Here is a 25,201-nt window from a genome sequence, read left to right on the forward strand (position 1 = left end):
CGTCAGTCCTTCGCCGGGCGCTCACCCGCGAGCGCCAGCGCCACGTTCTCCGTCGTGTTCTCCACCTGGTAGACGGCCATCACACGCTGGCCCTTCTCCGGCTGCTTGCGAATGCGCAGCGCGCTGAGGTCCAGCGGCACCACGGCGCCGGGCTCGGTCTCCAGGTAGAGCATCTGCCCGTTGAGCTTCAGCACCTTGCCCGACAGGCGCTTCATCTCATCCTGGTCCGGCGTCACCTCGCGGATGGGCATGCCCACGCCGTTGGCCTGCGGTCCCACGTCGAGGTTGCGCTGACTGCCGCTGCTGGAGCGGTCAATGGACATGGTCGCGCCGAAGTTGGTGAAGTTCCGGTCCAGGCCGTACTGGAGCGGTGCGGTCACGCCACCCTCGGTCGCGCTCGTGGGGTCGACCGGATCGCGGGCCAGGACAGCCATCGGGGTCAGCAGCGCCACCGTGGCCGCCATCCGCCAGTTGCCAGCATGCATTCGCTTCATGGGTCCTCCTCCTGAAGGGGCCAGGGCCCCAATGCCGACAAGCTAGGCCCTGACCCGAGGCCGCAGCCCTGTGGGCGGACCGTTCCGTCGCACCATGGGCCGTGCGCCATGCGGCGCGCCGGGCCCACGCGTGGACCCGCGGGTCAGGTCCCGCATCGTGATGCCGGTTCAGGCAGGCGGACGCGCCGGGCCCTCAATCGCGGGACTGCCCCCGGAGGCTCAAGGCGCGGAGGCGGGCGGTCGCCGCCTTCCGGCTTTCGAGGGTGAACGCCGGGAGTTCCAGGGTGCGCAGGTAGGACTGATAGCGGCGCCGGGCCGCGGCCTTCGCGCCCGCCTGCTCCTCCAACTGCCCCAACCGGAAGTGCGCATCCGCCACGAGGCCCCGCGCCCACCGGACGCCCTCGCCACACTCGCGGGTGCCCATCACCTCGGGCTTCTGCCGGGCCAGGGACAGGAAGAGCTTCCGCGCTTCGTTCGTGTCACCGCGCGCCATGAGCGCGTTCGCCAGCCCCCACCGTCCCAGGGGACAGCGCGGCACGCTTTCGAGCACCTTCTGGAAGAGGCGCGCCGCCTTGGCGTACTTCCCCCGCGCGTACCAGGCATCCGCGCGCCGGACGTGCAGCCAGTGGTCGTCGGAGGTGCCTTGCAGGGACTCCGAGATGAGTTGGTCCAACGCGTCCCACTGCTGTTCGGAGAAGAACGCGTCGATTCGTTTGCTGATACGGCGTTTGTCAGCATCGCTGAGCGCGGCGTGTCGGTTCGTCACGAGGCCCCCCTGCGTCACTTCTTCGCGGACTCTTTCTTCCGCTGGGCTTCTTCCCGCTCAATCCGCTCGGCTTCCTTCTTCTGCCGCGCTTCTTCTTTCTTTTGCTTCTCCGCTTCCTTCTTCCGCGCCGCTTCTTCCTTCTTCTGCTTGCTGTTGTCGTCGGCGCCTTGGTTGAAGCGCATGCGGCTGTCCTTCTTCTCCTTGCCGCCCGAGCGCGTCTTCGTGTGCTTGTCCCAGCTCGACTTCCGCTTGCCCTTCGTGTGCTCCGCGGCCATCGACCACTGGGCCCCCGTCAGCACCGTGGCGCTCAGCGCCAGGACCGGCCGCGAGAGGTCGGAGCAGGCGGTGGCGGCCAGCGTCGCCATGCCCCCCGCCGCTTTGACCGTGGCGCCCATGGGAGCCCCGACGGCGGCGTCGGTGACGGCCCCTACCACCCACCCGCTGGCATGGCCCCACGAGGCCGTGGACACCGCGTCGCCAGGAGCGGCGCGCGTGCAGCCCCCCAGCGCCCCCAGCAACACCAGACAGGTGATGCGCATCACATTTTTCGTATCGAGCATGGAATGTTCAACCCTGCCCAATTCACTAACATTGCGTCAAGCTTCATCCCGAGTCACATTCCAAGACACCTTGGCAGCCCTTGCGCCGTCGTCGTCCGCGCGGGCGGTGGACGGGCCCTCCAGGTAGGACCGTCCAATATTCAGCCGGTCCGTACCGGGTGCATCCTCTTCCCGCGGACGATTCGGGCTAGGGTGCGCCGTCCTTCTCAGGACCCCTTTCCCGCCGCCCCCATGGCGGCACCACGCAGAGGCCGCACGTGAACGGTCGCAACGAAGAGCACCGCATCGCTCTCTTCATCGATTTCGAGAACCTCGTCACCAACACGGGCATCAGCTCCTCCAGCTTCGACCTGCAGCCGTCGCTCGACCGGCTCCTGGAGAAGGGCAAGGTCGTCTTCCGCCGCGCCTACTGCGACTGGTCCCGCTTCGCCGAAGCCAAGATTCGCCTGCACGAGTTCGGCGTGGAGCTCATCGACGTGCCCCCCTCCACCCGCGCCGGGAAGAACGGCGCGGACATGCGCCTGGTCATCGACGCGCTGGAGCTGTGCTACGCGCGCGAGAGCATCGACACCTTCGTCATCGGCTCCGGGGACAGCGACTTCTGTCCCCTGGCCTACAAGCTGCGTGAGAACGGGCGCACCGTCATCGGGCTCGCGGTCAAGGAGTCCACGTCGCCGCTCTTCGTGAAGGCCTGTGACGAGTTCATCTACCTGCGCCCGCGCCAGTCCCGCTCCGACAAGGGCGACAAGGAGAAGGGCCGCCAGAGCGTCAGCGCCGACGATGGTTCGAGCAAGCGCGGCCGTCACGGGCGCGACGAGAAGGGCCGGGGCGACAAGGAGAAGGCATCGCAGGGTGGCGGCAAGGCCCAGGCGAAGACGGAGAAGACCGAGGTGCCGGACATCGCTCGCGAGGTGGTGCAGAGCATGCTCGCGCGCGCCACCGGGCCGGTGAATCCGTCGCTCATCAAGGAAGCCATCGTCCGCAAGGAGCCCGACTTCGACGAGCGCGAGCACGGCTTCTCCACCTTCGCCCGGCTGCTGGCCGCGCTGGAGCAGCAAGGCCTGCTGCGCCGCATTCAGCAGGGCCGCCAGTGGTACGTGGTGGCCGCGGACTTCGACGTCGGCGGTGGAGACACCAAGAGCAAGAAGCGCGCGCCCGCCCACCACCACGCCGAGGACGACGACGAGTTGGAGTCCTACCCGGACCCCGACGAAGACGAGGGCTGAGCGCCCCCGTCCTCGCGGACGCCCATGAGGTGACTACGCCTTCGACGGAGGCGTGGTCGCCTCGAAGAGGTGCTCGAGGAACTCGGGCAGCAGGCTGGCGGAGATGACCCACAGCTTGCCTTCGCCCAGGTCGGCCAGCGACGCGCGCTCCACGTACTCCCCGCAGGCCGCCTCCACGTAGTGGATGAACACCTTGCGATCGCGCGCGCGGTACCAGTCCGCCGCGTGGGCCAGCAGCGCCACCATGGCGTCCTGGGCCTCCTTGCTCGACTCGTCCACCAACGACACCAGGCGCACGCCGTCGAGCACGTTGAAGAGGTTGAGGCCCGGCTGCGCCGTCTCCAGCACCGCCAGCACCACCGGCCGGCCCTCGTGGCGCGCCACCACCAGCTCGCGGTCGCGGCCCAGCCCCGCCTCGCCCCAGCGCTCCTTCGCGCGCTTCATGTCGAAGCGGTCCGGCACCAGGTCCAGCGCCTCCCGGTAGGCCAACGGACGCGTGCGCTCCACCTGCTCGAAGAAGGCCGCGCGCTCCGCCTCGGTGGGCGTGCCCACCTCGATGCCCGCGGGGATTTCCCAGGCCGCGTCCACCTCCGCCTCCATGAGGCGGAAGGGCACCAGGCACGTCTGGCCCGTGTGCTCGTACCAGGTGGCGAAGTCGAACTTGGTGAAGCGCACCCAGCGGACGTTGGCCTCGCAGAAGGCGAAGAACCACTTCACCTCCGGGTCCACCTGCGTGGGCTCGTAGCCGCGCAGGTAGATGTCGCGCAGCGCCTCGCGCGCCGTCGTGCGGCTGCCCTTCACCGGCTGCCGCGCGAGCTGATGCGCCATCCAGCTTCCTTCGTAGGGCTTCACCACCGACAGCGTGGCGCCCACGGCCTCGCCCTCCGGCTGCACCACCCGGTAACCCAGGCGCGTGCGCCCCTCCAGCCGCGCCAGCGTGGCGTCGAAGCTGGGGTGCGAGTCCTCGAAGTCCTCCGGCGACTTGCCCTGCAGCCGGAAGTACCCCGAGCCATCCAGGAGCTTCCAGGTGGCCTCGCCCCAGTCACCCTCCACCTGGGTGGCCGGGTGCATCTGCGCCTCCACCAGCGCGCGCCAGGCATGCGCCCCCGCCGCGTCCAACGGCCGCACGGACATGCCACACCGGCGCCCCGCCGAGGTGCTGGAGATGTTGCGGACCTCCGCGCGCAGGCGCACCGGCGCCATGCCCTCCGTCACCACCTCCAGCACCGGCTGGCGCAGGCCCGGATAGAGCAGGTCCTCCCCCGGCTCCGTCAGGAAGGCGAGGCCCTCATAGGACAGGTCCAACACCTGCCGCCGCACGTGCACCTGCGGCCACAGCGGATGGTCGAAGGACAGCGTGCAGGGGCGGCTCGGCGGCGCGCGGCGCAGCCAGCGGTGGCGGTAGCGCACCAGCTCCTCGGGCAGCGGCATCACCAAAAGGCCGTTCTCCACGCGCGCCTCGCGCACCTCCAGGTGCACCACGCTGCTGTAGCCAAAGGCCTCCAGCGTGAAGGGCCGCTCGGGGATTTCACCCTCGAAGCGCCAGCCGATGACGCCCATGCGCGCGTCGAAGAGGGCGGCCGTCACCGGGACCTTGCGGCCCCCTTCCGCGCGGGCCATGCCTCGCGCCTGCCGGCCGACGAGCGCGTCACAGATGCGGCGCACGCGGTCGACGTGCTGGATGCGCTCCTTCCACACCGGCCGCGTTTCGGGTGGCAGCAGCAGCCCGTTGTCGCGCAGGGCCTCCAGCACGGAGACGATGCGGCGGCCCGCGTCCAGGGGCGGCGCCAGGAAGCGCAGGCTCACCTCGGGCGCGCCGCGCACGTCCATGACCTCCACGTCCAGCGCGGTGGCCCAACGCTCGCCATGGCCCAGCACCACCGACGCCGTCTCTCCCGGCTTCGGCGCGGCCTGCGTGCCCAGGTTCAGCGTCAGGTGCTCCAGTGAAAGCTGTACCAGCCGACACGGCGCCTGGAGGTTCCCGAACGACGCCACCGCCGTCAGTTCCGTCCCCATCCGGTAGCCGAGCATCGACGCCCGGCCGCTCAAACCTTCCAGCGTGTCCGCCTGCATGACAGCTCCGTTGTCTGAAGGGTTCTGATTGTACGGCTTCATGCGAAAGGAAAAAGACCCAGGTGAGATTTGAGACCTGAGAATTCTCGAGGCACCGTGGACACGATGGAGCCGCGAGTAACTTGCTCTCCAGGACAGGCCCGTTTGTCTGACATTTCGAGTGTCGCGGAGAGGCCGTTTTTCCCTCGGAGCGGTGTCCTCAGGACGCCTCGCTCGGCGTGAAGCACAAGGCATGTGCGCTTCGCTCCCATCGGGTCCACCCGCACCCAGTGCGGGCTTACCGACGAGGTAGGGACGTGTCGTATTCAACACGGCGACTGGAAAACCGAGGGCTCAGGTGCTGGCTCGCCGCCGTGATGGAACCGCCGGTGACGCCGGGTTAGGGGAAGGGAACATGCCCCTCAACACCCTCTGCCTTCGTTGCGGCATGTGCTGTGACGGGACGCTCTTCACCCATGTGTCGCTCCAGCCGGAAGAGGCCGCCGCGCTTCAACAGCGGGGAATGGTCATCGGCTCGCGCTCGGATGGGAGCCCCGCGCTGACGCAGGCCTGCGCCGCCTTGGATGGGCGCGCGTGCACCGTCTATTCGGACCGTCCCGCGAGTTGCCGCCAGTATCACTGCCAGCTCTTCTCCGCGCTGGCGGAGCAGGAAGTGTCCCTGGAGGAAGCGCTCGCCGTGGTGGACGAGGCCCATGCACGGGTGGCCGCGGTGGCGCTGACGCTGGCGCCTGTGTCACCGGAGGACGCGCCGCGCTCCGTGTTGCAGCGGGCTCGCCGCGCGCATCTGCGTGAGCACGGTGGCCCCGTGTCCGCGGAGGCACAGGCCACGTACGAGCAGGCGGAGGCGTATCTGGACACGCACTTCCGCGGACGCTTCGGACGGCGCGGCTGAGCGTGACGCGGCGGTGAATCACCGGACACCCGTCGTTTCGTGAAGCTACGATGCCGGCGGGACCCTCTGGACCGTGTGGCAACGAGGACTTCGATGAAGATGAAGGTGTCTGTGCTGGCCGTGGTGACGTGCTCCCTGCTGACCGCGCCGCGAGCGCTCGCGAACGCCGAGACGCCGGTCAAGTCGGGCTCCGTGGACCTGAATGGCGACGGCAAGGCCGAGGCGGTCTCCATCGAGTACGACGAGGCCAAGGACGAGGTCGTCCTCAAGGCGGACGGCGCCAGCGCGCGCATCCCGGGGGACGGTAACGCGCCGGACGGCCTGTTCATCGTGGACCTCGACACGCGGGACAAGCGCAAGGAGCTGGTCGTGCGCACCGGGCAGACGGACTCCGACGCGCGCTCGTACATCTATGGGTTCGACGGCAAGGCGCTGAAGCCGCTCGGCATCGTGCCCAACCTCACCGAGGCCAAGGGCAACGGCATCATCCTGTCTGATTCGTGGAAGGGCTTCTGGAACCAGCGGGACAAGTACGTCTTGGATGCGAAGACGGGCAAGGTGTCCCTGGTGCCGCAGGACCTGTACGCCGTGGGTGTCGAGGCGACGGTGAAGCAGTCATTCCCGCTGGCGCGCAGCCGCACGGACAAGAGTGCCATCGCCACGCTGGCGCAAGGCTCGACGATTCAGGTCCTCGCCGCCTCGCCCCCGAGCGGCAAGGGCGGGGCGTATCTGTACCTGGTGAAGTCCTCCACGGGGCTGCTCGGCTGGGCCACCGCGAAGGACCTGATGGAGAAGACGGACGGGCTGCCGTTCGCGGGGTGAGCGACGGTCATCCGGCCAGCGACAGCTCGATGCGGCCGAGTTGCTCGTCGGTGGACGCCACCTTCACCGTCACTGGCATGCCCACGGTGAAGGTCCGCTCCTTGCCCACCAGCGACAGCTCGCGCGCGTCGGGACGGAAGGGGCCTCCAGGCAGCGCATCCGCGGGCACCACGCCTTCCACCAACATGCCGTCCAACTGCACCACCAGCCCGAAGGGCCGCACCCGCGTCACCCGCGCGGGGAACTGCTTGCCCACGTGCCCCGCCATCCACCGCGCCTCCAGCTCACGGTGCCTGTCGTTCTCCGCCCGGTTCGCCGCGCGCGCCTTCGCGTTGATGTGCACCGCCAGCGTCTCCACCTCCGGGTCCTGGTCCACGAAGTCCCGCCGCCCGCGCAGATACCCCTTCAATGTCCGGTGCACCGCCAGGTCCGCGTACCGGCGAATCGGTGACGTGAAGTGCAGATACAACGGCGCCGCCAACCCGAAGTGCGGCCCCGGCTTCACCGTGTAACGCGACGGCCCCAGCGAGCGCCGCAACACCGAACGCAGCGCCGGCTCCGCCACCGCGCCCGCGATCTGCCGGTCGAACGCCGCCAGCGCGAGCGGCGTCAGCTCCCGCCCGAAGCCCGCCGCGAAGCCCGACGTCTCCGCGAACGCATTCAGGTCCGCCACCCGCAGCGGGTCCGGCTGCTCGTGCACGCGGTACACCCCAGGGAGGCCGCGCGCGAGCAGCCATCCCGCGATGGACTCGTTCGCCGCCACCATGAAGCGCTCAATCATCGTGTGCGCGGACGTTGGCTTCTCACTCACCAGCCCGGACAGTTCGCCCGTCGCCTGGTCGAAGGTGAAGCGCGCCTCGTCCCGCGCGAACTCCATGCCGCCACGCGCAGCCCTGGCCACCGCCAACCGCGCCGCGGCCAACCGGAACCACGGCATCACGTCCCGCACCGGCGCCATGGGCTCCGACACCTCGCCCCGGTCCAGGAAGGCCGCCACCTCGTCGTAGTTCAGCCGCGCCCACGAGCGGATGATGCTCTCGTACACATCCGCCGCCGTCACCCGCCCCTGCGGGTCGATGCGCAGCTCCACCGTCAGGCACAGCCGCTCCTCGCCCTGCACCAGGCTCAGCCAGTGCGAGGACAGCTCCTCGGGCAGCATCGGCAGCACGCGCCCCGCCAGGTACACGCTGGTGGCCCGCTCGCGCGCCTCATCGTCCAGCGCCGTGCCCTGCTTCACGTACTCGCCCACGTCCGCGATGGACACCAACAGCCGCAGCGCCCCGTCCGGCCCCGCGGGCAGCACGGAGATCGCGTCGTCGATGTCTCGCGTGGACGGCGCATCCACCGTCACCGTGGGCACGTCCCGCAAGTCCCGCCGGGCACCCCGGGCGTGGGGCACCGCTCGCGCGCCTCGGGCCTCGTCGACGACCTCCGAGACGAAGTCCTTGCGCAGCCCGTGACGCGCGATGACCCGCTCCAACGAGCGGTCCTCCCCCGCTTCCACGCGGTAGAGCAACACCACCTTGCCCTCGTCGATGCGCGCCACCACCGCGTCACCGGCCTGCACCGGCGTCCCGCCCACCTCCAGCGCCCAGTCCGCGTTGGCCACCTCACGGTCCACGCGGAGCAACGGGGCGCCCTTGCGCAGCACCACCTCGCCGTAGACGCGGGCGCGGGTGCGCTCCACCAGCGACAACTGGCTGGCCGACCAGCGGCCATCCGCGGCCGCCGTCACCGTGGCCGTGACGATGTCCCCGGCGAAGTAGGGGTTGAGGTCAGGCGGCGGAACGAAGGCGGACAGCACCTCGGCCGAGCCGGGCGTCTGGACGGTGAGGAAGCCGAAGCCTCGGGGGTGGACGTCGAGACGGCCGGTGACGGTGCGGGGCGAAACGGAAGTATCCATGGGACCTTGAGCGCGTCTTAGCCCAGTCCGAGCGGGGCGATGCAGGCGCGCATGGGAAAGTGTCTGTCCCCAGGAGCGCGGCCCGCTGGGGGCCTGCGCTTCACCGGGGCGCCGCCGGAAATGGCGGTGGGTTCGCCGCCCTGGACGCGGACACCCCCCCGACCCTGACACCCTCTGGCCCGGCCGCCGCCCACGATTCCCCACCTGAATCGGGCTTCAATTCCGCCCAACCCCGGAAGTCACCTGGTCCGGTAACAAACCCCGAGGGGACAGGGCTTTCGCGTCCATCCGGCTCACGGTGTACATTCGACGCCATTCGATGAGTGGGAACAGGCTGCCGCTCGCGCCGGAAGCGCGCTCGCTGGGCAAGTACGAGGTGCTGTGCCGCCTGTCGACGGGCGGGATGGCGGAGATTTTCCTCGCGTCCCAACGGGGCCTGGCGGGTTTCCACAAGTTGGTGGTGCTGAAGCAGATTCTCCCCGACATCCGCGGCGAGGAGGAGTTCGTCCGGATGTTCCTGGACGAGGCCAAGGTGACGGCCGCGTTCAACCACCCGCACATCGCCCAGGTGTACGACCTGGACATCGCGGACGGAGAGCTCTTCCTCTCCATGGAGTTCGTCCCGGGCGCCACGCTGGTGGAGGTGGCTCGCGCGTGCCGGCAGGCCCAGACGCCCATCCCCATGGGTTACAGCCTGATGGCGGTGCGCGACACCGCCGTGGCGCTCCACTACGCGCACACCTTCACGGATCCGCTGGGCCGCCCCTCGCCCGTCATCCACCGGGACGTGGCCGAGAAGAACATCATGGTGACGTACGAGGGCGTCACCAAGCTGCTCGACTTCGGCATCGCCAAGAGCCTGGCCCGCGCCAGCCGCACCGCCGTGGGCATGGTGAAGGGCACCAGCGGCTACATGTCGCCCGAGCAGATCATGGGCGAGCAATTGGACGCCCGCAGCGACCTGTTCAGCCTGGGTGTGGTGCTGCACGAGTGCCTCACCGGCATGCGGCTCTTCTACGCCAAGCAAGCCGACGCGATGATGAACGCCGTGTTGCGCTGCGAGGTGACGCCCCCCTCGCGCACCAACAAGCACGTGCCGCCCGAGCTGGACGCCATCGTCATGCGCGCGCTGTCCAAGCGCCGTGAGGACCGATACGCGTCCACGCTGGAGTTCGCCCGCGCCATCGAGCGCGCCGTGGGACCGCTCATCTGGCACCCCGAGCAGAGCAGTGAGCTGATGCTCCGCCTGTTCTCCGACCGGAGAGATCAGACGCGGCAGCTCCTGGCGAGCGGGCAAGACGAGACGGGAGACACCACGGGCGTGGTGAAGCTGGCCCGGGTCATGGCCATGGGTGGGCTCGAGGCCTCCGAGCTGCCCACGGGGGCCGTCACGGTGACACCCCCGAAGCATCCCGTGCCCCCGAAGGCACTGACGCCGCCGCCTCCTCCTTCGCCTCGGCGCACCTCCACCACGACCTTGCCCGCGTCGGAACCGATGTTCCGCAGCCCCGTGCTGAAGGCGCCTCCCGGCAAGAAGCTGACGGGCCGTCCCCCACCGCCGCCTCTTGAGGCCCTGCCTCCGCCTCCTCCTGAGTCCGGGGTCCAGAACGCTCGCACGGTGCCGGGGTTGCCGGCGATTCCTCCGGAACACACCGTCCGCGCGCAGTTGCCGAGCTCCCTCCGGGACGCGGTGCCTCCGCCGCCCCCTTCGGGTGAACCGGCGCCCAGACAGGGCTCGCGCGGTGTCACGACGGACGGCGGGGCTGGCGCCGCCAAGCAGGCCCAGGGGCGCGTGGGGAAGACCGCGGAGCCACCGCCTCCGCCTGATGAGGCCCGGTCCTCGCGAGGGGGGCGCGCGCAGGACGCAGCCGCCTCGGACGATGCAGCTCGGTCCTCGCGGGGTGGTCGCGCGCAGGACGCAGCCGCCTCGGATGACGCAGCCCGGTCCTCGCGAAGTGGTCGCGCGCAGGACGCTGCCGCCTCGGACGATGCAGCTCGGTCCGCTCGCGGTGGTCGCGCGCAGGACACAGCCGCCTCGGACGATGCAGCCCGATCCGCGCGAGGTGGTCGCACTCAGGACTCAGCCACCACGGACGATGCAGCCCGCTCCGCTCGCGGTGCTCGCGCGCAGGATCCGGCCGAACTGGAAGACACAGCCCGGTCCTCGCGAGCAGGCCGTGCCGCGAATGCCGACGACATGGCGGACGAGGAGACCACTCGGCCTGGCTCCTTGCGTTCGATGGCGCCCATCCCCTCGGACGACGCGCCACGGGCTCGCGCATCGCGGACACCGAACCCGTCGCCCGCCGTGGACGAAGCCCCTCGCGCCGAGCCCCGGTCCCGCTCCACACGGACCCAAGATGGTCTGCGCGCCGCGGGACTCCCTCCCGAGACGTCCGCGCCTCGCGCACAGGAAGAAGCCCCTCGCGCCCGCTCCTCGCGGACCCAAGACGGCCTGCGCGCCGCGGTTGCTTCGCCGCAACCCGCCGAGCGCGACCTCCAGACGGCCATGATCCGCATGCCGGTGATGCCGGCCGATCGCGGTGACGACACCGCCCCCCTGACACCTACCGCCCGGCGTGGCCCCCAGTCCCGCCGCCGGCAGAGTCCGTCGTCGGCCGAGCCCGCCACCCAACCCGTCCGTGTCCACGACACGCCAGACATGGAGGACGAAGAGTCCACCCTGCTCAACCGAGGTGCCTCTGCCCCTCGCGCGCGCCAGCGAGAAGCCCAGCCGCCGCCCCCCCGACGCAGCCGTGCATGGATGGCGGTCGCGGGCGTGGTGGGTGTGCTGGCACTTGGGGCCGCGCTCGTGATGCTGGGACGGGACGGCGGCATCGTGTCCTCCCGGCTCAAGCCCCAGCCCACCCCGATGGCGGCGACGAAGGGACAAACGGGCGGCTCGGCCAAGACGAAGGCGGTGGCCCCGTCGGACTCCGCCAAGACGGACACCGCGGCGGCATCGAACACCCCGGAGGCGCCCCCCGCGCAGGACGCGGACCCGAGCACCACGGCGCCGACCGGGCCGAACGAAGTGGAGCTGGGCACCCTGACGGACGTGGCCCTGGCCCCAACCGATGGCACGCCGGAGTCCTCCGACGACGAGGACACCCCCACCCGGGAGCCCCGAACCTTCAAGCGCGTCCGCGGTGGAAGCGCGGCCCAACGTGAAAAGGTGGCCGCTGCCCCGCAGCGCAAAGCCCGCACCGGGAAGGACGCCGCCTCGGTCACCGCTGCCCAGTCAGAGAGCGCGCCCATGGGCGAGCCCGGCTTCCTCACCCTGGTCACCGAGCCCAAGGCCCAGGTGTTCTTCGGCGGCAAGGACCTGGGCAAGACGCCCCTTCTCAAGGTGAAGCTGCCCGCCGGTCAGCACACCCTGAAGTTGGTGGACGCCACGGACACGGCGCACCAGGTGCCCGTGGACATCAAACCCGGTGAGACGACCTCCGTCCGCGGCCCGTTGAGCCTGCTGTCGGACCCCTGAACCACGGGGCGAGGCAATCGGCGGGGAATCCGTGCGTACCTCAGGCACGTCGGGGTCTGTCATGGCCCCTTTTCCCTGGAGCGTGCCCATGTCCCCCGCCCGCGTCTCAATCCTTTCGTCGTTCCTCCTGTTCGCCGCCTGTGCCCACGCGCAAGAGCCGAAGGACAGCGCGTCCGCCTCCGCCCAGCAGCGGGGAGGCCAGTCCATCGAGGTGGCCGACTTCGACGAGGTCTCCGTGAGCCACGGCATCAAGGCCGAGGTGAAGGTGGGCCCCAAGTCCGTGCGCCTGGAAGGCCCGGCGGAGCTGGTCTCCCGAATCCAACTGGAAGTGGATGACGGGGAGCTCCACACCCGCGTGGACAAGAGCGCCTTCAACAAGTTCCGGGGCGGCAGTGTCCGCCTCTACATCAGCAGCCCGCGCATCGAAGGCATCCACGCCAGTGGCGGCAGCCGCGTGGACGCGGAAGCCAGCCGCACGGACAAGTTCGAGGTCGAGGCCAGTGGCGGCTCCATCGTCAAGGTGCGCGGCGTGGATGCGCGCCAGGTGGAGGCCGAGGCCAGTGGCGGCTCCGACGTCACGCTCTCCGGTCAGGCGACGGACCTGGACGTCGAGGTCAGCGGCGGATCCACGCTGCGCGCCCTGGACGTGAAGGGCGTGAAGACGCTGGACGCGGAGGCCAGTGGCGGCTCGCGCGTGGAAGCCGACGCCACCGAACGCATCAGCGGCGAGGCCTCGGGTGGCAGCACCCTCCAGCTCGTGTCTCGCCCGAGCCGGAACGAGGTCACCAGCAGCGGTGGCTCGCGCATCCTCTACAAGGACTGACACGCGCTCGACGTGAGCCGTGACACAACTTGGCACGTTGGAAGTGTGGCGCGTTGGGACGAGGTCTCTCGGGCCCCGGGAACTTCCACCCGGGGCCCGAGCGGGCCCCCCACGATGCCACGAAGCCGCCGCACGCCGGACCTCCAAGGTAGCCCGGGCAACCGCACTTCTTCCACGCGAGCGCTGGGAGCAAGGGGGTTGCCTCCCGAACGGCCTGCGCATGGGCACCGTGGAATACCGTCCACGAACTCCGAACACCACGGTGGTCGAAGAATATCGGCTGCGACGGCCATGTCCACCCGTCGGGTCATGACTCCCGCAAGCACCGTGGCAGGCCGGATGTCGTGAGGACCCATAGCAGTTGCGCGTTCACGAGGAGTATGAGCAGGCCCGGGTGAGACTGAATTCCTTTCAGGGCACCGCTTGAAACAGCGCACCCTGAGGGGAAACCACTACACCGGCACCCGCATGTCCGAGAGCACCCCGCGTTTCCTCGGCTGGGATTTGACAGACCCCTACGCACGCGTCCCCAGGCCGGTGGACGTGGCCGACGTGGACCCGCACGGGCGGGTGCGTTTCACCGAGCACCCGTGGCCCGCCGTGTCGAGGACTCGCGGCTTCGACACGGGCCTGCTGCTGGAAGCCTTCCCTTTGCAGACGAAGGATGTGCTCGTCATCGACGGGCCCCAGGCCCTGGCCCGTCCCGGTGCCTCCGTGCGCGAGGCGGAGCGGCTGCTTCACGCGCCCGGGCGCACGCCCGATGTGCTGCCAGAGCCCGGCCGTCCCTTCAGCGGTTTCGTGCGCGGCAGCGTGTTGTTGTTCGCGGCGCTGCATGCCCAGGGAAGGCACCCCATGCTGGACATGGACACGCCCGCGCTCACGCAGGCCCGCCTCTTCGAGGCCTTCCCGGGAGCGACGTGGCGCGCGCTGGCTGTGGAGAAGTTGGGGGCGAAGGCCTCACGCACCGGACGCGCGCAACGGCTGGCGATGCTGGAGGCCCGGGGTCTTCGCTTTCCCTCGGGCCTGCTGCCCACCCATGACCAGTTGGACGCGGCGTTGTGCGCCTGGCTCGGGTGGCTGACGCGCACCGCGCCGGAGCATGTCACCGCCGTGGGCGCGCCCCTCACGGTGGATGCCGAGGGCTGGCTGCGCGAGGGCCGCATCCTCGACGTGCGCCGGCCCTGGCCTTCATCGGCCTGAGTGCCTCAACGCCCACAAGTTCTCCACAGCGCGCGGCGCCGCTCAGTGCGCCGCCTGCTCGTGGTGCCCGTGCCCCGGTCCGCCGAAGGTGCCGGGCCAGGGCTCTCTCGAGGGCTGCAGTCCCGGCAGGGTGAAGCGCAGGAAGCGGGGCTGGCTGTTCGCGAACGGGGGATCGCACTCGCCACAGCTCATCGCGCCCTCCATGAGGAACAGGGTGTCGGGCGCCAGCTCCATCAACTGCGGCAACGTGCGCGGCGCGTAGGTCAGCGGGCACTGGAAGGCCTCGCTTCCATCCCGCGTCCGCACGCCCACGAGCAGTTGTTCGTTGCCAGCCCCCATCGCATGGGTCAGCACCAGCGTCTCCGGCGGCAGGCCCGCGCTCCTCGGGAAGGTGGCCAGCCGCAGCTCCTTGGTCGCGAGGTGCTGGCCCGCCCTCAACGCATACGTCCACGCGGGCGTCAGGTCCGGGAGCCGGAAGCCCTTCAGCTCCGTCGCGGCGGACGGCGAGCTGCTCGAATTCACCGTCGCGTTCACCGTGGTGCCCGGCGCGCTGGGCACCACCACGTCGCGGGTGGCCACGACGCGGCCGAATGGCTGGGGAACCGTCTGGCCCGCTGGCGTCCCATCCCGCGTGCTCAGGGCCTGGAAGCCGCGTTCGGGCAACAGCAGGCCGTTCACCACCGCCAGTTCGCCGGCGCGCATCGGCTCCGTCCTCCGCCAGCGCGGCACACCGTCCGAGGAGAAGGCCATGAACAACGTGGGCGCTCCGGACTCCAGCGGCGCGCCCGTGTTCACCGTCGGCGCGAAGGCGACGTAGAGGCCGCCCACCGCGTCCGAGGCGAGGCCGAAGGGGTGCGGGTGGTTGCACTCGGCGAGCAGCGGGTCCGTCAGCTCCTGCGCGGACACCATGTGTCCGTAGGCATCCAGCACCACCAGGAAGTAGTTGCGACAGCCGGTGTCCCGCGGCTGGTCCGCCGGGTAGGCCTCGAAGAGCGCCGCCAGCCGGTCCGGCGCCATCACCGCCAGCCGTGCCAGGAAGAGGGTCTGCGTCCGCTCCCGGAAGTCCGGCCGCGTCTTGCCCAGGGTGAAGGTCCACCGCGGCGAGCCCGTGCTCCGCTCCAGCAGGGACACCGTCCCATCCACGGGCATGTCCATGCACAGGAGCCGGTCGTTCCACAGCATGCAGCGCCGCGCCGGATTGGACGCCCGCACCGGCACCTTGCCCGCCGCGTCCAGCAGCGGCGTGCCGTAGAAGCCCGACAGCGTCACGTCCCCCTCGGGCCCCACCAGCAGGTCCTGCAGTTGCTGCCCTTCCTCCTGAGCGTCGTACTGCCAGTCCGGTGACAGCGAACGGGCCGGGGGCCGCGCGCACGCACCGCTCCGGCACTGCCCCGCCGCCTGGCAGGGACTGGCCGCCTCGCAGACGAACCCCTCTGGCAGGTCGCGCCGCACACAGGCCCCGTCCAGGCACACGTCCACGTCCTCACACGTTCCCCGCCCGCCACCGCACAGGGTGCCGTTCGGCGCGGGCGCCGTGGAGCACCCTCTTCGCGGGTCGCACGTGCCCACCTGACACGGCCCGACCGACGGGCAGGGCGGCGCGGGCACCGACTGGCACCCGTCCAGCACGTGGCACACGTCCGTGGTGCAGGCATTGCCGTCATCACACGCGCGCTCCACGCCCCGGCAGCGCCCCGCCTGGCAGGTGGCGCCCACGAGGCAGGCGTTGCCCGGGTCGCACGCGGTGCCGTCCGGCAGCGCCGCCTCCACGCACTGCTCCTTCACCTTGTCGAAGGTGGCCGTCGCGCACGTCACCGGCGTGAAGCACTCCGGCTCCGGCCGGGCCTCCCCCGCCAGCACCAGCTCCACCCGGCCGCCGTCCGACGCCGTCCCGGTGAGGGTGACCTGGTAGGTGCCCGCCGCCTGGGGCGCGAAGCGCAGACGCACGGGGACTTCGCCCGCGAAGACCTGGACCGGCAGCGCGGCCTCCACCGAGAAGGGCGCGGGGACCTCGGTCCACGTCACGTCCAAGGGGGCCCGGCCGCCGTTGAGCACCCGGACCTCGGCCTCTCGCAGGGAGCCCGGGTAGGCGGCCGGGAAGTCCACGCGCTGCGCCGACAGCCGCAGGCGCCCCACCGCGTCCGACAGGGGCGGCGCATCCCGGCAGGCCATCACCCACCCCAACGCCAGCATCCACCCCAGGATGCCACTCCACCACCGCCCCACCCCGACTGCCTTCGTCGCGTGCGTCATGGCGTGCCCCCCACGCCCATGGCTATACGCGCCGGAAATGGCCCCCCATCTGGCCCTGCGGGGCCGTCTCTCACATCCCAACACTTCAGGGTGGCCCAAAGCCCCGGCAGTGTTTTTTACAGGCCGTTCCAGTGCTACAGCCTGCAACCACCCGAAATGGCTGGGGGTTCGAAAGGTATGGTTCTGGCACCCGGGGTACGTCATGACCTCTGCCGCATCCTCATGCGCCCCGGCGTCATCCCAGGCCTTCACGGTGCTCATCCCACACGGCCTGCAGGCGGCCGTGGAAGGGCTGCCGTCGGAGACGCGGCAGGAGCTGCTCGCCGAGCTGTTCCGGCTGGCCGCCCTGGCCCGGCAGGAGCAGGGCCAGCTCCCCGCGGACGGCCCCTACACGCTGCGGATGGACGTGGCCGGCTGCCAGGTCAGCGTGGAGCTGGAGCCCTCCCGTTCGCGCCTCACCCTCGCGGGCCTCATGCGGCCCCAGCCGCTGGAATGACGCCAGCGGCGTGCCTTGGGCTTGGGTGAGATGTCACGCCGTGCCGGATACGCGGAATCCTGGGACCTGACGTACCTGGTGGAACAGTTGCGTGAGCTCATTGGCCACGACCTGGACCTGGGTGAGGACCTCTCCGCCGAATTGGAGGACGTCCTGGGCAGCCTGGTGCTTCGAAACCAGCGCCTGAGGGTCCTGCAGCGCATGGTGAACGCGGATCGCGCTCCGGACGACCTGGCGGTCCTCAGAGGCGCCCTGGAGGACATGGACCGGGAGCTGATGGCCCGGTTGCCCGCGTTGCTCGAACGCCTGCGCTCCGCGATGCCTTGATGCGCCGGTGGCCGTCGGATTCCACAGGCACTTCGTCCCCAGGCGGACTGCTTCTTCTAAAGGGTTATAGAGAGTATTGATCTATTGGTAGTGGCAGTAGGCAGCTCGGACTTGGGGACAAGTCAGCAAGCTCTTGAGAATCCTCACGAATTTCCGATGTGCTACATGTGGGTAAAGTGACGGTTATCCCCGGGAACCCACAGGTGTTGATCCACGCCGGGGTTTCTCCACAACCCCACCCCCGCTGTCCACAGGCCATCCACAGCCTTGTGGGGGGATGCGGGGATGACCCGGGGTGCCGGGCGATTCTCACACCACGTCCGCCCCGCACAGGCCTGTTATCGTCTGGGCGGTGATGTGCCCCAATAGGGGTGCCGGCGGAGGGTTTCCCCATCGATTTCTATCGGGGCGAGCGCATCGGGAAGTATGAGGTCGTCACGCAGCTCTCCGTGGGAGGCATGGCGGAGCTGTTCCTGGGCTTCACGTCCGGGCCAGGCGGCTTTCGCAAGTACGTGGTCCTCAAGCGGGTGCTGCCGGACGCGCGGGACAATGCCCAGTTCGAACGCATGTTCCTGGACGAGGCGCGCATCACCGCGGCCTTCAACCACCCGAACATCGCGCAGGTGTTCGACCTGGGGCAGGAGGATGACGGGCTCTACCTGGCCATGGAGTTCATCGCCGGGCAGAACCTGAACCAGATCACCGGCGCGTGCCTGCGTCGCAAGGACCAGCTCCCGCTGGGCTTCACGCTGTCGGTGGCGCGCGACGTCTGCATGGCGCTGCACTACGCGCACACCTATACGTCGCCCTCCGGCGCCCCCAGCCCCGTCATCCACCGCGACGTCGCCCAGAAGAACATCATGGTGACGTACGACGGGGTGGTGAAGCTGCTCGACTTCGGCATCGCCAAGGCGAAGGACAGCCTGGAGCGCACCAGCGTGGGCACGGTGAAGGGCACCACCGGCTACATGTCCCCGGAGCAGGTGCGAGGCGACAAGCTCGACGGGCGCAGCGACTTGTTCTCCGTGGGCGTGATGATGCACGAGCTCATCACCGGCGCGCGCCTGTTCTCGGGCAAGAACGAGCGCGACGAGATGATGAAGATTCTCGAGGCGCCCATCCCCTGGCCCTCCCACGTGGCGCCGCACGTGCCGGAGGGGGTGTCCAAGGTGGTGATGCAGGCGCTGGAGCGCAGCCGTGAGAAGCGCTTCGCCACCGGCCGGGACATGGCCCGCGCCATCGAAGCGGTGGCGGGGAAGATGATGCTGGACGCGCATGACCGCGCCGCGTTGATGCAGGAGCTCTTCACGGAGCGCATGACCGCCACGCGCGTCATGCTGGAGTCGGCGGACGGCACCACCAGCGGCGTCATCCTGGAGTCCGCCAAGCGCGCGCTGCGCAGCGACGACGGGCCGTATCTCCCGGAGCGGAAGGACGAGGCCACGCCCCAGAAGGGGGTGGCGGGGATGCCGCGCAAGCCCTCGCGCAAGGTGGCCGCGGCGCAGGCCCCGAAGAAGCCGGCCTCGGTCGACACGAACAAGACCGCCGCTCCCGTGAGCCGCTCGTCGAACGTGCTCTGGGGGGGCGTGCTGCTGGCCATCCTGGGTGGTGGCGGTTTCGCCGCGTGGCATCTGGCGAAGGCGCTCAACGAAACCACGGAGGACGAGGACGCGAGCGCGCTGCGCACCCTGCCCACCAATGACCCCAATGAGCTTCTCCCCCTGGGGCCGCCGACGGACGCGGGTGAGGCGCACGCGAACGCGGGGCCGCCCGCCGCGCCGGCCGATGAGGATTCACGGCCGAAGACGGAGCCCGCGAATGCCCGTCCCACGAAGGGCCGGGGCAAGCTGACCCTGGTGGTGTTGCCGGAATCGGACGTTTTCCGTGGCAACAAGAAGCTGGGGCGCACGCCGATGTTCAACGTCGCGATGCCCGCCGGGGAGCATGAGCTGACCATCGTCGGCCCGGATGGGAAGAAGCGCATGTTGGCGGTGCCCATCGAGGCGGGGGCCACGGCGCGGTTCCGGCTGAAGCTGGCGGAAATCCCCGAGCGCTGAACAGCCGCGCGGGGATTGAGGGGCGCGTCGGGGGACACTTGGTTATCCTCGCGCCCCCCTCTTGATTTCGGACTGCATGGCCCCTCTGACCATTGGCTTCTTGATGGACCCGCTCGAGACGGTGCGGGTGGACCACGACTCCACGTTCGCGCTGATGCTCGAGGCGCAGAAACGCGGCCACCAGGTCCGCTACTTCGAGCAGGGCTGGCTGCGCTTCAACGGGACGTGCGCGGAGGCCCGCATGCGCCACGTCACCGTGCGCCGCGAGCTGGGGCGGCACTTCGACATCCATGACGAAGCCCCCCACCCCATGTCCTCGCTGGACGTGCTCTTCATGCGCAAGGACCCGCCGGTGGACGCGGAGTTCCTGCACGCCACGCAGTTGGTGGAGCTGTGCGGTACGGGGCGGTCGCCCGTCTTCATCAACGAGCCGTCGGGCATCCGCGACGCGAACGAGAAGCTCTTCGCGCTGCGCTACCCGGACCTGATGCCGGACACGCGCATCACCGGCGAGCTGCCGGTGCTCCTGGACTTCATCGCCAACAACCCCGCGGGCACCATCCTCAAGCCGGTGGATGGCTTCGCGGGCAAGGGCATCCTCTTCCTGTCGTCCACGGACCGGAACGCGCGCTCCGCGGTGGACCTGCTCACCCGGGGAGGCCGCGAGGCCGTGGTCGCCCAGGCGTACATCCCGGAGAGCCGGCAGGGCGACAAGCGCATCCTCCTGGTGGACGGCGACCCGGTGGGCGGCGTGCTCCGCGTCCCCTCCGACGACGACCACCGCGGCAACATGGCCGCGGGAGGCGTGCCCCGGAAGGCCGTGCTCACCCCCAGGGATTTGGAGATTTGCGCGCGGCTGAAGCCGGAGCTGGTGCGCCGGGGGCTGCGGCTGGTGGGGATTGATGTCCTCGGGGGGTATCTGACCGAGGTCAACGTGACGAGCCCCACGGGCCTGGTGGAGGCGAACCACCTGGACAACGTGTGCGTGGAGGCCACGGTGCTGGACGTGGCCGAGCGGCTCGTCGCCGAGCGCGCGGCGGGCTGAGGGACGGTGGCCGGGGGGCGCGGTGCCTCGCTGCTGGGGCGCGGTGCCTGCCCGGGGGATGAAGCATGACTCATGTTTCAGGCGTTGAACGACGCAGTGCGTGAGATGAAGACTGGTTCATGTTTCATCGCCATGCGACGCGTCGCGCCTTGAATCAGTGACTGTCGGAGGAGTCAGGTCTTGCTCCGAGGCCGCCCTCCCCTCCCAACCGGGGCGGCCGGGGAGTCACCCATGCTCAAGCAGCGTCTTCGCCGTCCCTGGCCGTGGTCGCGTTTCGCCGGAGTGTCCCTCGCCGCGGGGTTGTCCGCGGCCATCGCGGGCTGTGGCCCCGCCGATGAATCCCCCGTCCCCCCCGCCGAAACCACTTTGGCCGAGCAGCAGAGCCCGCTCCTCACGCAGGTCACGAGCTTCGGCAGCAACCCCGGCAACCTGCAGATGTTCCGCCACGTGCCATCCGGCATGCCGGCCAACGCGCCGCTGGTGGTGGTGATGCACGGCTGTACGCAGCGCGCCGCGGGCATGGAGGGCGCGGGTTGGTCCAACGCGGCGGACGTCTACAAGTTCTACGTCCTCTACCCGCAGCAGCAGAGCGGCAACAACATGACCAGTTGCTTCAACTGGTTCGAGCCCGGTGACATCAACCGGGACCGGGGCGAGGCGCTGTCCATCAAGCAGATGGTGGACACGATGAAGGCCACGTACTCCATCGACCCGTCGCGGGTGTTCGTGGTGGGCTTCTCGGCCGGCGGCTACATGGTGCCGGCGATGCTGGCCTCGTATCCGGACGTCTTCTCCGCCGGCGCCATCCACTCCGGCGGTCCCTACCGCTGCGCCGAGTCGATGAACGCCGGCTTCAGTTGCATGAGCCCGGGGGTGAACCGCACGCCCGCGGCGTGGGGAGACCTGGTCCGCAGCGCGTACCCGGGCTACGCGGGTCCGCGCCCGCGCGTCAGCATCTGGCACGGCACCAGTGACTACACGGTGAACGTGATGAACCTCACCGAGGCGATGGAGCAGTGGACGAACGTCCACGGCATCGACCAGACGCCGGACACGGTGGAGACGGTGGGCGGCTTCCCGCGCAAGGTGTACCGGGACGGCGCGGGCAGGGCCCTGGTGGAGACGTGGGAGCTCACCGGCATGGGCCACGGCGTGGCCATGGACGCGCAGTTCCAGTTCCCCGGGGGCACGGGCACCGCGGCCTGTGGCTCGGTGGGGGCGTACCTGAACGACGTGAATCTCTGCTCCGTCTACCACCAGGCGCAGTTCTTCGGCATCACGGGTGGAGGCGGCGGCCCCACGGGGGACACGACGCCGCCCACCGTCAACGTGACGGCGCCGGCGAACGGGGCCACGGTGAGTGGCACGGTGAATGTCACCGCGGACGCGGCGGACGCGGTGGGTGTCACGCGGGTGGAGTTCCTGGTGAACGGCGAGGTGGTGTCCACGGACACGCAGGCGCCGTACGCGTTCGCGTGGAACAGCGCGGCGGTGTCCAACGGGCGGCACACGCTGGGGGCTCGTGCCTTCGACGCCGCGGGCAATCAAGCCACGGACAACGACACGGTGGTGACGGTGAGCAACTCGGGAGGGCCGCCGGCGCCGGTGACGGTGCAGTTCGCGAGCATCCTGGCGGATGACGGCTACCTGAAGGCGAACGCGGATGGCAGCGGGGCCGCGCTGGGCTTCATGACGAACCTGGCGCTCGGCCGAGGGACGGATGGGAAGTACAACCGGTCGTTCCTCTCCTTCGACACGTCGAGCCTCCCGGACGGGGCGACCGTCACGCGGGCATTCCTCACGGTGGGGTACTCGTCGGGTTCGGGGGATCCGTGGTCGACGCCCGTGGGGAACTCGCTGGTCATCGACGTGAAGACGGGGACGTTCAACGCGGCGAACACGGAGGTCGCGGACTGGGCGGCGGCGGCCACGGCGAGCCGTGTCGCCGTCATCGACCGGTTCAGCGCCGGGACGAAGAACTCCGCGGACTTCAGCGGCGCGGGGCTCTCCGCCATCAACAAGACGGGCAAGACGCAGCTCCGGCTCGGCTTCGCGCAGGCGCAGACGGCGACGCAGTACCTCTTCGTGCGTGATGGCGCGAACGCGGTGCTGACGGTCGTCTATACGCCGTAGTTGTTCGGAGGTGGGCGCTGGTTCAGACCGGCGCCCGCCTCACCAGTTCCGCCAGGGTGTCCCTGCACCGGGCACATTGTTCCCGGAACGCCTGGCTGAGTTCCTGGGTCTGCTCCAGCCGGTTCCAGTACGCGAGCGCGTGCTGGGCGGCATCGGCCCAGACGTCGAGCGTCTCCGAGGTGGGAGGCCGTGGTTCGAAGGTGCGCTCGACGATGCTCGTGCCCACTGGGGCGAACATCATCGGGAGCATGTCGTAGGCCGGTGTGAGCCGGAACTGCTTCGGCCCCTTCTCGAAGAAGGAGAGGTTGCCGAAGTGCCGGTCGGTGTTGGCCGTGAGTTGTCCGAAGGTGTCGAGCCAGCGAATCCTCCGGGCATCCTCCGCGCCGATGTACTCGCTCTGGAGGAGGTACCTGGCCGCGCTGGTCCAACTGCTCCCCTTGCCATCGTGACCGAGGTACTCGTTGTCGATGGCCTTGAGCGAGAGCAGCCCCTTGCGCCCGCGTTCGCCCACCCGGTCGAATCGCTCGACCTCGAGGAACTGGTAACCGTCGACGTTGAGGGAGCGTGTGGCCGCGGCCGGAATCCCCGCCGCGCGGACCGTGTCGAGCGCCAGGCCCTCGCAGATGAGCAGCTCTCTCCATCGCTGGGCCGCGGCACTGTCGTCACTGGCCGCGAACTTCACCAGGACATGGCGCCCTTCGACGTACGCGGTGAACTTGGGTTGCTCGCCGCCCGCGGAGGAGCCCGCTTCGCTCGTCATGGAGGACCGGGCGAGCTCCGGGTACTGCCCCTCGGTTGCCGGCCGAAGCGGGCTTGCGAGGAACCGGTCCAGGGAGGCCGCGCCGATGATGCGGTCCCCGACGCAGTCGTCGCCTCGGAGCGCGAGCGCAATGAGTTGGTGGTCTTCCGTCCAGTCCGTGATGCGAGGGGGAAGTCCCAGCTCCGGGTGGCGGAGAGCGAAGCCACGGCCGAGGTACCCCTGAGGGCTCATGTCCGCGGCGAAGGGGGGAAGCCCGATGAATCGCTCGCCTGTGCCATCTTCCTGCTCAATCCAGCAGCCACCGTTCCAGAGGGGATGGAGAGTCCCCTCTTCGTGAGGACGGCCCGCTTCGTCGACGCGGTAGAGCGGAATCTGCGTCCCCAGGGACGTGATGCTCCGAGCCCGTGCATAGCGCGTGGCGGGGCCCTGCCCCATCCGGCAGACGTTGGCTCCCGCCGACGCAAGGAGCCGCGACACCGTCGGGCGTGACACCCGAAGCTGTGCGGCCAGTTCGCTCCCTCGTATCTCGACCTGACGTCCGAGGACGGTCAGGAGCTGCTCCACGGTCGCCATGAACAGATTCCTGAAAAGGTTTCTGACGTGATCGGTGATCGGAATAATCCCGGTAACTATTTGAAATCAAATGGGAATATTCCGAATCTAGCGACTTGAATGATGGTGTTCATGACGAAGATGAACGAATCGGCATTTGGGTGAGGGCCCTGTTTTTTTGAAGGCGTGCTGAGGGAAAGGCCAGTTCTTGGGGCTTGGGCTTACGCTGGGTAGGAAACTCCAGCGCCTATGACCGAACCCATCCCTCCCGAGCTCGGACCGGACGAGACGCTCGACTCCATCGGCACTGCGGGGGTCGAAGTTCTCCAGCGGAAGACGGGCTACCGGTTCACCTTGGACGCGGTGCTCCTGGCCCACTTCGCGGCCACGGAGGGCGCGGGCGCCTCCGGGCGCATGCTGGAGCTGGGCGCGGGCAGTGGCGTGGTGTCCTTCCTGCTCGTGAAGCAGTTCGGCCTGGGGTCCGTGGATGCGCTGGAGCTCCAACCCGCGGTCCACGCACGGCTGTCACGGGCCGTGGCCCTCAACGCCTGCGAGTCCCAGGTGAAGCCGCTGCTCGGCGACCTGCGGCGGATCCGCGAACTCGTCCCCGGCGGCCAGTACACCCACGTCGTGTCCAACCCACCCTTCCGCCTGGCGGATGCCGGGGTTCGCAGCCCCGACGACGAGCGCGCCACGTCCAAGTCGGAGGTGGCTTGTGATGCCCCTTCCGTCGTGGCCGCGGCGCGCTACGCCCTGGTGCCTGGGGGCGGCGTCAGCCTGGTGTACCCCGCGGCGCGCGTGGCCGAGGTGCTCGGCCTGCTGACCCAGGCGAAGCTCCACCCCACGGTGCTGCGCTTCGTGCATGCGCGCGTGGAAGCGCCGGCCACACGCTTCCTGGTGCATGCCTTGAGGGACAGAGACCGAGGCCTCGCCGTGCGCCCCCCTCTTGTCGTTCACGGCGAGGCGCCCGGCGGCTACTCCGCGGAGGTCGCGGCGTTGATGGAACCACCGCGGGCCGAGTCAGCGCGGAGCGTGCTCCCTTCGACTTCGTGAAGGGCGGCCCGCCGCCTTTTTAGCGGCGGCAACTCCCCTGGTGGTTCGATGAGATCGATTCGCAGGTGAAGCTGCCATCGTCCAGCTTCTTGCAGTTGTTGACGTTGCACGCTTCGTAGCACGTCTTCAAACGGGCCGCCCGGCGCTCGGCGCGTCGCTCCGCCGCATCGCAAGCACTCTCACGCGTGGGACCATTTCCGTAATGATGCTCGCCAGCGAATGCAGGGGCAGCGACGAGCGCGAGCAGGACGAACAACGCCTTCTTGATTTGACGCTTCATGA

Annotated in this window: 20 protein-coding genes; 12 read left to right on the top strand and 8 right to left on the bottom strand. The window is 69.6% G+C overall.

What is annotated here, in order from left to right:
* Positions 1-2 precede the first annotated feature (2 nt).
* The 3 genes from A176_RS33905 to A176_RS33915 form a co-directional block, all read right to left on the bottom strand.
* Complete coding sequence (locus A176_RS33905; RefSeq protein ID WP_002637801.1) at positions 3-494, bottom strand: hypothetical protein; 492 nt, start codon at positions 492-494, stop codon at positions 3-5.
* Between the two features lie 193 nt (positions 495-687).
* Positions 688-1,260, bottom strand: coding sequence for a tetratricopeptide repeat protein (locus tag A176_RS33910; protein ID WP_226994067.1), 573 nt, complete (start codon positions 1,258-1,260; stop codon positions 688-690).
* A gap of 14 nt (positions 1,261-1,274) precedes the next feature.
* Positions 1,275-1,820: a hypothetical protein gene (locus tag A176_RS33915; protein WP_044890236.1), complete on the bottom strand. Its 546-nt coding sequence runs from the start codon at positions 1,818-1,820 to the stop codon at positions 1,275-1,277.
* A 257-nt stretch (positions 1,821-2,077) separates the two neighbouring features.
* On the opposite strand from A176_RS33915, the gene A176_RS33920 reads away from it, so the two are divergent.
* Entirely contained in the window at positions 2,078-3,046 is a 969-nt protein-coding gene (locus tag A176_RS33920) for an NYN domain-containing protein (protein ID WP_002637804.1), read from the top strand.
* Between the two features lie 33 nt (positions 3,047-3,079).
* Here A176_RS33920 and A176_RS33925 read toward each other — a convergent pair whose 3' ends face one another.
* Positions 3,080-5,119 carry a hypothetical protein gene (locus A176_RS33925; protein ID WP_002637805.1) on the bottom strand — a complete coding sequence of 680 codons (2,040 nt, stop codon included), beginning with the start codon at positions 5,117-5,119 and terminating at the stop codon, positions 3,080-3,082.
* A gap of 394 nt (positions 5,120-5,513) precedes the next feature.
* Between A176_RS33925 and A176_RS33930 the strand changes: the two genes are divergently transcribed.
* The gene (locus A176_RS33930) at positions 5,514-6,011 is read left to right on the top strand and encodes a YkgJ family cysteine cluster protein (RefSeq protein ID WP_002637806.1); all 498 of its coding nucleotides are present in this window, start codon (positions 5,514-5,516) and stop codon (positions 6,009-6,011) included.
* A gap of 93 nt (positions 6,012-6,104) precedes the next feature.
* Complete coding sequence (locus tag A176_RS33935; protein WP_002637807.1) at positions 6,105-6,833, top strand: hypothetical protein; 729 nt, start codon at positions 6,105-6,107, stop codon at positions 6,831-6,833.
* A gap of 7 nt (positions 6,834-6,840) precedes the next feature.
* Here the strand turns inward: A176_RS33935 and A176_RS33940 are convergent, their stop codons facing one another.
* Positions 6,841-8,736 carry a ribonuclease R family protein gene (locus tag A176_RS33940; RefSeq protein WP_002637808.1) on the bottom strand — a complete coding sequence of 632 codons (1,896 nt, stop codon included), beginning with the start codon at positions 8,734-8,736 and terminating at the stop codon, positions 6,841-6,843.
* A 319-nt stretch (positions 8,737-9,055) separates the two neighbouring features.
* Here A176_RS33940 and A176_RS37680 point away from each other — a divergent pair, with 319 nt between their 5' ends.
* The 3 genes from A176_RS37680 to A176_RS33955 all read left to right on the top strand — a co-directional run bounded on the left by A176_RS37680 (position 9,056) and on the right by A176_RS33955 (position 14,243).
* A complete protein-coding gene (locus A176_RS37680) occupies positions 9,056-12,220 on the top strand; it encodes a protein kinase domain-containing protein (RefSeq protein WP_002637810.1) in 3,165 nt (1,054 codons plus the stop codon).
* An 88-nt stretch (positions 12,221-12,308) separates the two neighbouring features.
* Positions 12,309-13,043: a head GIN domain-containing protein gene (locus tag A176_RS33950; RefSeq protein WP_002637811.1), complete on the top strand. Its 735-nt coding sequence runs from the start codon at positions 12,309-12,311 to the stop codon at positions 13,041-13,043.
* 423 nt (positions 13,044-13,466) lie between these two features.
* The gene (locus A176_RS33955) at positions 13,467-14,243 is read left to right on the top strand and encodes a DUF429 domain-containing protein (RefSeq protein WP_226994068.1); all 777 of its coding nucleotides are present in this window, start codon (positions 13,467-13,469) and stop codon (positions 14,241-14,243) included.
* A gap of 42 nt (positions 14,244-14,285) precedes the next feature.
* On the opposite strand, the gene A176_RS33960 is transcribed toward A176_RS33955, so the two are convergent.
* Complete coding sequence (locus tag A176_RS33960; protein WP_044890238.1) at positions 14,286-16,496, bottom strand: hypothetical protein; 2,211 nt, start codon at positions 16,494-16,496, stop codon at positions 14,286-14,288.
* Between the two features lie 202 nt (positions 16,497-16,698).
* Between A176_RS33960 and A176_RS33965 the strand changes: the two genes are divergently transcribed.
* The 5 genes from A176_RS33965 to A176_RS33985 all read left to right on the top strand — a co-directional run bounded on the left by A176_RS33965 (position 16,699) and on the right by A176_RS33985 (position 22,554).
* Positions 16,699-16,992 carry a hypothetical protein gene (locus tag A176_RS33965; protein WP_044890239.1) on the top strand — a complete coding sequence of 98 codons (294 nt, stop codon included), beginning with the start codon at positions 16,699-16,701 and terminating at the stop codon, positions 16,990-16,992.
* Positions 16,993-17,022: 30 nt separating this feature from the next.
* Positions 17,023-17,319 (top strand): hypothetical protein, encoded by a 297-nt coding sequence (locus A176_RS33970; protein ID WP_021781314.1) that lies wholly within the window; start codon positions 17,023-17,025, stop codon positions 17,317-17,319.
* 371 nt (positions 17,320-17,690) lie between these two features.
* A complete protein-coding gene (locus tag A176_RS33975) occupies positions 17,691-19,376 on the top strand; it encodes a serine/threonine protein kinase (protein ID WP_002637816.1) in 1,686 nt (561 codons plus the stop codon).
* 76 nt (positions 19,377-19,452) lie between these two features.
* Complete coding sequence (gshB, locus tag A176_RS33980; protein ID WP_002637817.1) at positions 19,453-20,421, top strand: glutathione synthase; 969 nt, start codon at positions 19,453-19,455, stop codon at positions 20,419-20,421.
* Positions 20,422-20,652: 231 nt separating this feature from the next.
* The gene (locus A176_RS33985) at positions 20,653-22,554 is read left to right on the top strand and encodes an extracellular catalytic domain type 1 short-chain-length polyhydroxyalkanoate depolymerase (RefSeq protein ID WP_002637818.1); all 1,902 of its coding nucleotides are present in this window, start codon (positions 20,653-20,655) and stop codon (positions 22,552-22,554) included.
* A gap of 22 nt (positions 22,555-22,576) precedes the next feature.
* Here the strand turns inward: A176_RS33985 and yjjJ are convergent, their stop codons facing one another.
* Positions 22,577-23,887, bottom strand: coding sequence for a type II toxin-antitoxin system HipA family toxin YjjJ (gene yjjJ / locus A176_RS33990; protein WP_002637819.1), 1,311 nt, complete (start codon positions 23,885-23,887; stop codon positions 22,577-22,579).
* Between the two features lie 228 nt (positions 23,888-24,115).
* Here yjjJ and A176_RS33995 point away from each other — a divergent pair, with 228 nt between their 5' ends.
* A complete protein-coding gene (locus A176_RS33995) occupies positions 24,116-24,919 on the top strand; it encodes a tRNA1(Val) (adenine(37)-N6)-methyltransferase (RefSeq protein WP_002637820.1) in 804 nt (267 codons plus the stop codon).
* A 19-nt stretch (positions 24,920-24,938) separates the two neighbouring features.
* Here the strand turns inward: A176_RS33995 and A176_RS34000 are convergent, their stop codons facing one another.
* Entirely contained in the window at positions 24,939-25,199 is a 261-nt protein-coding gene (locus A176_RS34000; protein ID WP_002637821.1) for a hypothetical protein, read from the bottom strand.
* Between the last annotated feature and the right edge of the window lie 2 nt (positions 25,200-25,201).

This window comes from Myxococcus hansupus, assembly GCF_000280925.3.
Classification (GTDB): Bacteria; Myxococcota; Myxococcia; order Myxococcales; family Myxococcaceae; genus Myxococcus; species Myxococcus hansupus.